Annotated in this window: 12 protein-coding genes; all 12 read right to left on the bottom strand. The window is 70.6% G+C overall.

The window, feature by feature from the left end:
- Window positions 1-91 precede the first annotated feature (91 nt).
- The 12 genes from ACWD0J_RS21195 to ACWD0J_RS21140 all read right to left on the bottom strand — a co-directional run bounded on the left by ACWD0J_RS21195 (window position 92) and on the right by ACWD0J_RS21140 (window position 6,678).
- The gene (locus ACWD0J_RS21195; RefSeq protein WP_451497369.1) at window positions 92-475 is read right to left on the bottom strand and encodes a hypothetical protein; all 384 of its coding nucleotides are present in this window, start codon (window positions 473-475) and stop codon (window positions 92-94) included.
- Complete coding sequence (locus ACWD0J_RS21190; protein WP_451497368.1) at window positions 472-1,248, bottom strand: hypothetical protein; 777 nt, start codon at window positions 1,246-1,248, stop codon at window positions 472-474. The genes ACWD0J_RS21195 and ACWD0J_RS21190 overlap by 4 nt, the downstream gene beginning before the upstream one ends.
- An 18-nt stretch (window positions 1,249-1,266) precedes the next feature.
- Complete coding sequence (locus tag ACWD0J_RS21185) at window positions 1,267-1,608, bottom strand: hypothetical protein (protein WP_451497367.1); 342 nt, start codon at window positions 1,606-1,608, stop codon at window positions 1,267-1,269.
- Window positions 1,605-2,054, bottom strand: a complete 450-nt coding sequence (locus ACWD0J_RS21180) for a hypothetical protein (RefSeq protein ID WP_451497366.1) — start codon at window positions 2,052-2,054, stop codon at window positions 1,605-1,607. Before ACWD0J_RS21180 ends, ACWD0J_RS21185 begins: the two co-directional genes overlap by 4 nt.
- Window positions 2,051-2,278 carry a hypothetical protein gene (locus ACWD0J_RS21175; protein WP_451497365.1) on the bottom strand — a complete coding sequence of 76 codons (228 nt, stop codon included), beginning with the start codon at window positions 2,276-2,278 and terminating at the stop codon, window positions 2,051-2,053. The genes ACWD0J_RS21180 and ACWD0J_RS21175 overlap by 4 nt, the downstream gene beginning before the upstream one ends.
- Window positions 2,279-2,333: 55 nt before the next feature.
- A complete protein-coding gene (locus ACWD0J_RS21170) occupies window positions 2,334-2,885 on the bottom strand; it encodes a hypothetical protein (RefSeq protein WP_451497364.1) in 552 nt (183 codons plus the stop codon).
- Entirely contained in the window at window positions 2,882-3,289 is a 408-nt protein-coding gene (locus tag ACWD0J_RS21165; RefSeq protein WP_451497363.1) for a hypothetical protein, read from the bottom strand. Before ACWD0J_RS21165 ends, ACWD0J_RS21170 begins: the two co-directional genes overlap by 4 nt.
- A 363-nt stretch (window positions 3,290-3,652) precedes the next feature.
- On the bottom strand, window positions 3,653-4,138 hold the full coding sequence (locus ACWD0J_RS21160) for a DUF4326 domain-containing protein (protein ID WP_451497362.1): 486 nt from the start codon (window positions 4,136-4,138) through the stop codon (window positions 3,653-3,655).
- Window positions 4,135-4,359 carry a hypothetical protein gene (locus tag ACWD0J_RS21155; protein WP_451497361.1) on the bottom strand — a complete coding sequence of 75 codons (225 nt, stop codon included), beginning with the start codon at window positions 4,357-4,359 and terminating at the stop codon, window positions 4,135-4,137. Before ACWD0J_RS21155 ends, ACWD0J_RS21160 begins: the two co-directional genes overlap by 4 nt.
- Window positions 4,356-5,183 (bottom strand): hypothetical protein, encoded by an 828-nt coding sequence (locus ACWD0J_RS21150; protein WP_451497360.1) that lies wholly within the window; start codon window positions 5,181-5,183, stop codon window positions 4,356-4,358. Before ACWD0J_RS21150 ends, ACWD0J_RS21155 begins: the two co-directional genes overlap by 4 nt.
- A complete protein-coding gene (locus tag ACWD0J_RS21145; RefSeq protein WP_451497359.1) occupies window positions 5,180-6,058 on the bottom strand; it encodes a hypothetical protein in 879 nt (292 codons plus the stop codon). Before ACWD0J_RS21145 ends, ACWD0J_RS21150 begins: the two co-directional genes overlap by 4 nt.
- Complete coding sequence (locus ACWD0J_RS21140; protein WP_451497358.1) at window positions 6,055-6,678, bottom strand: hypothetical protein; 624 nt, start codon at window positions 6,676-6,678, stop codon at window positions 6,055-6,057. Before ACWD0J_RS21140 ends, ACWD0J_RS21145 begins: the two co-directional genes overlap by 4 nt.
- Between the last annotated feature and the right edge of the window lie 57 nt (window positions 6,679-6,735).

The raw sequence follows: 6,735 nt of genomic DNA, 5'->3' as shown, positions 1-6,735 counted from the left end.
TGAGTTGCCTGCGCGTCACGGTTGTTTCCTACCGGATCCACCTTCCATACGGATCCGGATTGGCAAGGTTGATCACGACGTCACACAGGCCCTAGTCGGGTCGGGCGGCGGTAAGGCCGCTGTCGTCGTTGCGCCAAGTGCACAGGTGGATGCCGGCGGCGCGCTGGCGCTCGAACATGGCGGCGATCCACACCTGATCGGGGGCGTGCAGGGCGAGGTCGGCCCACGCCCGGGCGTTGAGGAACAGCGGGTTACGGGAGTCGCCGCAGTCGCACGGGCAGTCGGGTACGGGGTCCCGGAGGACGTCGACGCCGTGGCAGCGATGATGCAGGTGGTCAGCGCAGGGTGGGCAGGCATTCGCGGGGATGATGAAGCGGCGTACCCACGCAGGCGGTTCAGACGGCTGCCGGGGTCGGCTGGGCCTGACCGTACGGCCGCCCCGGCGGTAGCGGCGTTCGGAGAGTTCGTCGGTCACCGGGGGCTACCGGGTGTCTCGACCAGGAGCGTTCCGTCGACGGCGGCCAGACGGAGCCGGGCTCGGGGCGGAACCCTCTCCACTCCGGGGGTCGGCCAGGCGTCGGCGGAGATCCCGTAGACCGGCGGCTGCCAGTCCGGATATCCGAGGTGGATGCGGTACCTGGCGACCCAGTCGGACTCGAAGTACACCGGGAGCAGGCCGCCGCGGTTCGGAATCGGCTCGGGGGCACGCGAGTTGGGTTCTCTCAGCTGCTCGCGGACCCGGACGAGGTGATCGAGGTGCCGACGGCAAAACCAGTGATACTTGTACCAGCCAGTGCCCGCCTGTTTCTCCACGGCATAGTGTTCCCAGTCGGCGACGGTGCCGCAGATGCCGCGCTTGTTGCGGAAGTCGTCCGGGCCGTCGGGGTGGGGTCGCAGCCGCGGCGCGACGCAGACCCGGTGCGAGCGCTCCTTGCCGGAGGAGTAGCGGGGAGCGTCCTCGGCGATGGCCTGGTCCAGGCGCCACTCGCGGCCTCTGGGCGTGGAGCCCATGGCGTGCCGGGCGGTGGACCAGACCGCGTGCACGTCGCGGTCGTCCTCCGAGTGGGCCACCATCGTGGCGTAGCCGAAGGCGAGGAGCATCTCCCGGGCCATGGGGGTCGCGCGCTTGTCGGTGTAGATCTGCCGGGCGAAGTCGGCGAAAGTCTCGCCGCCGCCCCCCTTGCCCTTGGTGCGGTTCCCCTTGGCAGGCGGGGACAGCTCGGCGTGAGCGAGATGTAGAGCGCCCATGATGGTTGGTCCTCCCGGTCAGCGGCCGGCCCGGCGGCGGGCGTCGGTCAGGATTTCGGCGGCAGCGGGGTGCGCGCGAACGGCCTCGGTCAGCGCGTCCCACCAGGTGCTGGCGTACGTCTCGGCCTCCCGCCGAGCCCGTAGTAACTCTTCGACCCGGCGCAGGCGGAGTCCGAGCTTGTCGCAGGTGCACTCGGCGTCGGGATCCTGGACGCGCGCCATGCAGCCGGGCATGAGGCAGAGGTCGCCGTCCGGGTCGGTCCACCAGTAGCAACCAGCCGGGACGGTGTCCGGCGTGACCGCGGCCGGGGTGTCGCGGTCGCCGAGCGCCGTCTGGCCGGCGCGGGCGGTGGCCTTCACGCTGGGGCGCCCCTCTGTGCGGGAGCCGCGGGGAGCATGGTGCTTGCCTGGAGGACGGCGGTGGCCACGGCGAGCAGGTACCGGACCTCCTCGCACGGGTATCCGCCGCAGGCACCGCAGCGGCAGTGGTGGTGCTGGCAGCAGCACTGCTCTCCGGACCACTGGTGTCCGTCGGCGCCCACGCCGTCGTATCGCACGCCGGTATCCCCGCAGCTGCAGCACGCGCTGCTGCCGTGGCGGCCGAACACCTCGTCAAGGACGGGGTCCGGCTGGGCCTTCAGGGCGGGGATCGGGCCGTGGCGGTCGGCGCCCAGGTGGTGGTCGATCAGGTCGGCCAGTGGCTGACGGAGGTCGCCGAAGCGCTCTGCGGCGCGTTCGTCCTCGAGCAACTCGTACGCCCGGGTGAGCGTCGCTACGACGTCGTCGGACGTGCCCGCTTCGGTCATCGGGGGTCCTCTCCACTGCGGGCGGTCAGGAGGGCAAGGAGCCTCTGGTGCGCAGCGGTCCGGGCGTCGAGGTCGGCACGCAGGGCCGCGCATGCCTTCCGCAGCCGCGTGATCGTCTGTGCCCGGTGGGCAACCAGCAGGTCGATCAGGCTCTCCGTGTCGTGGGTGGCCAGCGTGCGCCGGAAATCCTCCGCAGCGACCAGATCGGCATCGGCGATGGGCATCAGGTCGGCCTTCCGTTCTCCAGATGATGATTCGGGGCCCGCGTCGGGCCTGCGCTCAGTAGTCACCGTCGAAGCCCCAGACGTCCGGGGTGTCGCCGCAGCAGGCCGGGCACATGCAGCGGCATGTGTTCTCCCGGCCCGTGCAGGGGCCCGGGCCGGCGTTGTCGTGGGCGGGCGCTCCCACGCAGTAGGGGCCCGGCTCCGGGCACTCGGACACAGCGCACTGGTGCGTGCCGCACCAGGTGCGCATCGCCGTGTCGAGCTGTAGGTCTCCCCACACGCCGTCGTACTTCCAGGCGTCCGCCCGCCACGGGCACACCGCCTCCACGACGGGAAGCGGACACGGCGGCGGCTCAACGGGCCCGCCGGGAGTGGTGAACCAGGTCCGTCCGTCGGGCGCCAGCCAGTCCGTCCCTTCGGTGACGCCGTATCGATTGTGCTGGTCGAGCCACCTTGTGGCGAGAACTCCGCAGACGGTGCACCGTTTCCGTTCCTCGCTCTGCTGCGCCCAGTGGTGCGGGTCTGGGATGGCGGCCTGGTCGAGCGCGGTCTCCGGCCCGGCATCGGCGGCGTCACCCCGCGTCGTCCGTACGGTCGTTGTGGTCACGGCGCGATCAACTCGCCGTCCGACGCGGCGAGGCGCAGCCGGGCCGGCTTCGGGGTCTTCGCCGTTGGGGGTCGGTCGGGGCGGGGCCAGCTATCGGCCCGTATCCCGTGCTTCGTGGGCGGCTTCCACAACGAGCTGTGCCAGTCGGAGGCCCACGTGTAGAGGCGGATCCAGCCGTCGGTGCCGCCCTTGTGGACTATGTAGGACGGCAGGAGTCCACCAGTGTTCGGGATCGGCTCGGGGAGGCCGGTGGAGCGCAGCGCGGCGTCGAGGTCACGGCCATATGAGTCGCGGTGCCGACGGCAGTACCAGGCCGGCGTGCGCCAGCCGGTCTCCGGGTCGATGTGCCAGGAGTGGTCACCGTCTCCAGCACTCTGTCCGCACAGGCCGGTGCGGCGAATCATCGGCGCGGAGCACGTGCGGTCGCCCCAGGCACTGTGCTTCCTGTCTGGTTCGTAGCGAGGCCGGTCTTCGTTTATCAGATGTGCGAGACGAGGGCCCCCTCTGGGGTTGAAGCCCAGGACGCGGTTGGCCCTCTCCCAGATGTTCGCGGCTTCGGTGTCCGGGTTGTGCCTGTCCGGGTCACGGCACATGAGCCAGGCCAGGCAGAGGATCAACTCCCGGCTCTCCGCGGTGTGTCGGTCATCGCGGTAGACACGGCGGACGAAGTCGTCATACCCGTCTCCGCTGCCGCCCCCCTTCCGCTTGCGTCGGGGGGACGGCGGAGCGGACCGGGCATGGGCGAGATGAACTGCAGCTCCCATGGTTCAGACCTCCACCGATCCAGGCACCATGATCTTTACGGGTTGATCAGGGTTGGCCAGTCGCAGGAGGACGGCCGCGTGACAGTAGTCGGTCTCGCCGGGCGCGGGAGGCGGACACCAGCACATGAGGTCACGGCCGGCGAGCTCAGTACGGAGGTCGGCGAGGTCAGCCGCGCTGTAGGCGTACAGGCCGAGGGGGCTGCTGGTGTGAAGTTCGAAGAGGCGGGTGGCTACGACCCGCGCGAGGTGCTTTTCGGGAACGATCTGTGGTTCGTCGCGAAGGGCTCGGCTCCGGTCCCCGGTGTCGATGACCCGCCATTGCCGCCCTTCGGGGACGATCTTGAAGGGGTTGTGCCAGCGGGAGCCGGGGCGGCGGCCCACGTAGACGACGCCGAGGGGGTTGGACGACGCGTCGGCAAGGCGCCAGCCGCGGGTTCGACAGCGATGGATCCGGCGCGGGACTGCCTGGACCGCGAGGGCATGACTCATCCGGTGCGCTCCTCTCTCCACCACCGCAGTCCGGTCAGCGCAGGGGACTTAGGGGCGTCGCGTCCCGCAAGAAGCTGCGCGTACGCGGCGACGCACCCGGCGGCGTACTCCCGCTGTTCGGGCGTCATGGGACCGGTGACGGACCGCCAGTCGGTGTACAGCCAGACCGTGTGCCAGGCTCCCTGTTCGGTTTCGGCCGACCGGGGCTCGCTGGTGCTCACGCTGCCCTCCGCGCCACGAGAGCGAGCCGCTCCGTCCATGCCCGGGCGGCCTCGGCGGGAGCAACGCCGCGGAGGGCCTCGGCGAACAGCCAGCGATCGCGCGGTTCGGCGAACCCGCGGTACATATGCGGTGTGCCGTAGCCGGCGGCGACGAGCGCTTCCCAGACGGCCGGCGCGTGGCGAGCGCGGCAGGTGCCGCACAGCGAATGCCCGATGACTGGATCGGGGACTGCTGTACATCCCCTCTGGCAGGGGAAGCCGCTGGTGCAGGAGCAGGCGAAGCAACTGTCAGGGGTCGGCTCCCGCTCGGCCGGGGGCTTCCAGAGCAAGGGGCGGTAGACGGGGGCGGCAGGCCAGCGCCGCTCGCAGCCTCGGCACTTGTGGTAGTGCCCCCAGCCGGAGCGGCCGGGGCCCTGACACGAGGTGGTGGAGTTGCTGCGGCGGCCGCACGACGGGCAGTCCTCCAGTACTGCGACGTCCTCGTAGCGGAGCCACTCGGCGTCGATCCAGGTCACCTCTACCGCGAAGGGATCGTTCGGGATCGCGTCGTCGACTCGCCACGCGTACGGCGAGCCGGCTGGTTGACGGGACGCGCGCGCCCAGGTGCAGCGTGTGTCCAAAGCGGTGATGCGGGCGTCTGGACGCAGACGGAGCCCGCACTCGCGGCGGTGGTAGGCGTTGGTCACGGAGAGGGCCGTGCGATGGTCCAGGTGGCCGAGCGCGAGGAGGAATTCGCCTGCCTCGCCCAACGGGGTCACAGGGATGCCGTACATGTCGCTGAAGCCATCGTTGCTGGTGAGTATGAACGGCTCAACGGTCGTCATGCGGAGGGAGCACTCCTTCCCACGGATGCGGCCGCCGCGGTGCGCGGCTCGGGAAGCCCGAGGCGCCGCGCAAGGGCGATGCGGGCGGCGGCGTCGTAGGCGGGGTCGTTGATCCAACTGGCGGCGTCCTGGAACATCCGCCGGTACCGGGCGATCTCGTCCTCTGCGGTTGCCAACGTCCGGGCGAGCGCAGCGGCCCGGGGCTCCGGCGCCTGCTCGGACCCGGCCGGCGGAGAACTCGTGACCGAGCTGGTCGCCTTGGACAGCAGGGCAGCGAGCGTGAGCAGACGCCGGTCCTCGGACGGCGACGCACCATGGTCGCCCTCGGAACTGCAGCACTCAGCATCCGAGTCGGCGACGTGGCCGACGGCAAGACGCCCGGCCCACAGCCGCCCGCAGGCGCACGGGACGCCCTTCAACGCGGCGCGGCGGCTCTGGGCCGATCCCCGAGGCACCCCGGTTCGCTGCCACGGAGACAGCAGCGCAGTCACTACCAGCAGGGCCGCCCGGATTTGATCGTGGTCGGGGTCGTACGCACGCGTCCACATCCGCTGGTCGTTCCAAAGCGGAGTGTCGCCGTCGCTCTCGTACAGGCGCTCCGCCGGGCCGCTCAGGTTCCGCAGAGCTTTCTCGGCGCCGGAGAGCACACCGCGGACCTCGCTCAGTGCCGTCGACGTGTCCTGTCCCCGTGCGGCAGGCTGACCGACGGCGAGGGTGAGTAACCGGGTCACCGCCTCCACGGCGTCTTCTGGCGCGATCTCCGTGATCGCGTGCGGCTCCAAGGTGCCAGCGGGCCGGACAACGACGGCGGATCCTGTGCCCGGCTCGGGGGAGGTGGGCTCGGCCTGCCTGATCTGTCGCGCTGCTGTGGTCATCGGGCGCCGTCCTCCAGCAGCTGCGTGGCCTGGGGCTCACGGGCGTGTGTGAAGCGGTGTGCGAGCAGGTTCTCGCCCGACTGGGTGAGCCGGATGTACGTACGCCCCGGCCCGGCGCTGTGCCGTGACGAGGTGGCCAGCAGAGACAGAATCAGCGTGTTGACGATGTCCCGGTCGAAGCCCTCGATCGGGCCGCCGTGGCAGTAGATGACCTGCCCGTCGGCGATGCTCCGCAGTGCGTCCCACTCGGGGTCCGCGGGCCGGGTCAGTCGGCGGACGTGGACGCCGACGTCGCCGGGGACGGGACTGTCGGGGATCTCGGCCGTGTACCCGTCGGCTTGCAGGATCTCGCGGATCCGGCCGTGTCGTTCTGCCTCGAGGCGCGTGCTGGTGCTCTCGTCGTCCCCCTCGTCGTGCACGTAGCAGACGCGCACGCTCACCGGGGTCTTCTGCCGGGTGAGGAATCCAGAGCAACGTGGCTGCCGCGTCCCGGTCCTGCCAACACCGATCTTCTGTCGGCGCTGCAGAAGGCCGTCACCCTCCTTGATCAGCAGGTTGCCGACGGACTGGGCGCGTACCGGACGATGAACGACGGCGAGCGGGTCGGCCGGGTCGGACATGGCGCTCCTTGGGGTGGCTTGGGGCTGTTGTAACTCCGTGCGAAACCGGATCAGTGC

Source organism: Streptomyces sp. NPDC003011, assembly GCF_053591515.1.
The sequence above is the reverse complement of the archived record's forward strand: the minus strand, read 5'-3'. Positions and strand labels throughout refer to the sequence as shown.

What these genes read in the sequence shown, in the direction of transcription:
- ACWD0J_RS21180 (WP_451497366.1), bottom strand. Translation starts at nt 2,054, where the DNA reads ATGACCGAAGCGGGCACGTCCGACGACGTCGTAGCGACGCTCACCCGG.
- ACWD0J_RS21145 (WP_451497359.1), bottom strand. Translation starts at nt 6,058, where the DNA reads ATGACCACAGCAGCGCGACAGATCAGGCAGGCCGAGCCCACCTCCCCC.
- ACWD0J_RS21150 (WP_451497360.1), bottom strand. Translation starts at nt 5,183, where the DNA reads ATGACGACCGTTGAGCCGTTCATACTCACCAGCAACGATGGCTTCAGC.
- ACWD0J_RS21165 (WP_451497363.1), bottom strand. Translation starts at nt 3,289, where the DNA reads ATGATTCGCCGCACCGGCCTGTGCGGACAGAGTGCTGGAGACGGTGAC.
- ACWD0J_RS21175 (WP_451497365.1), bottom strand. Translation starts at nt 2,278, where the DNA reads ATGCCCATCGCCGATGCCGATCTGGTCGCTGCGGAGGATTTCCGGCGC.
- ACWD0J_RS21190 (WP_451497368.1), bottom strand. Translation starts at nt 1,248, where the DNA reads ATGGGCGCTCTACATCTCGCTCACGCCGAGCTGTCCCCGCCTGCCAAG.
- ACWD0J_RS21160 (WP_451497362.1), bottom strand. Translation starts at nt 4,138, where the DNA reads ATGAGTCATGCCCTCGCGGTCCAGGCAGTCCCGCGCCGGATCCATCGC.
- ACWD0J_RS21140 (WP_451497358.1), bottom strand. Translation starts at nt 6,678, where the DNA reads ATGTCCGACCCGGCCGACCCGCTCGCCGTCGTTCATCGTCCGGTACGC.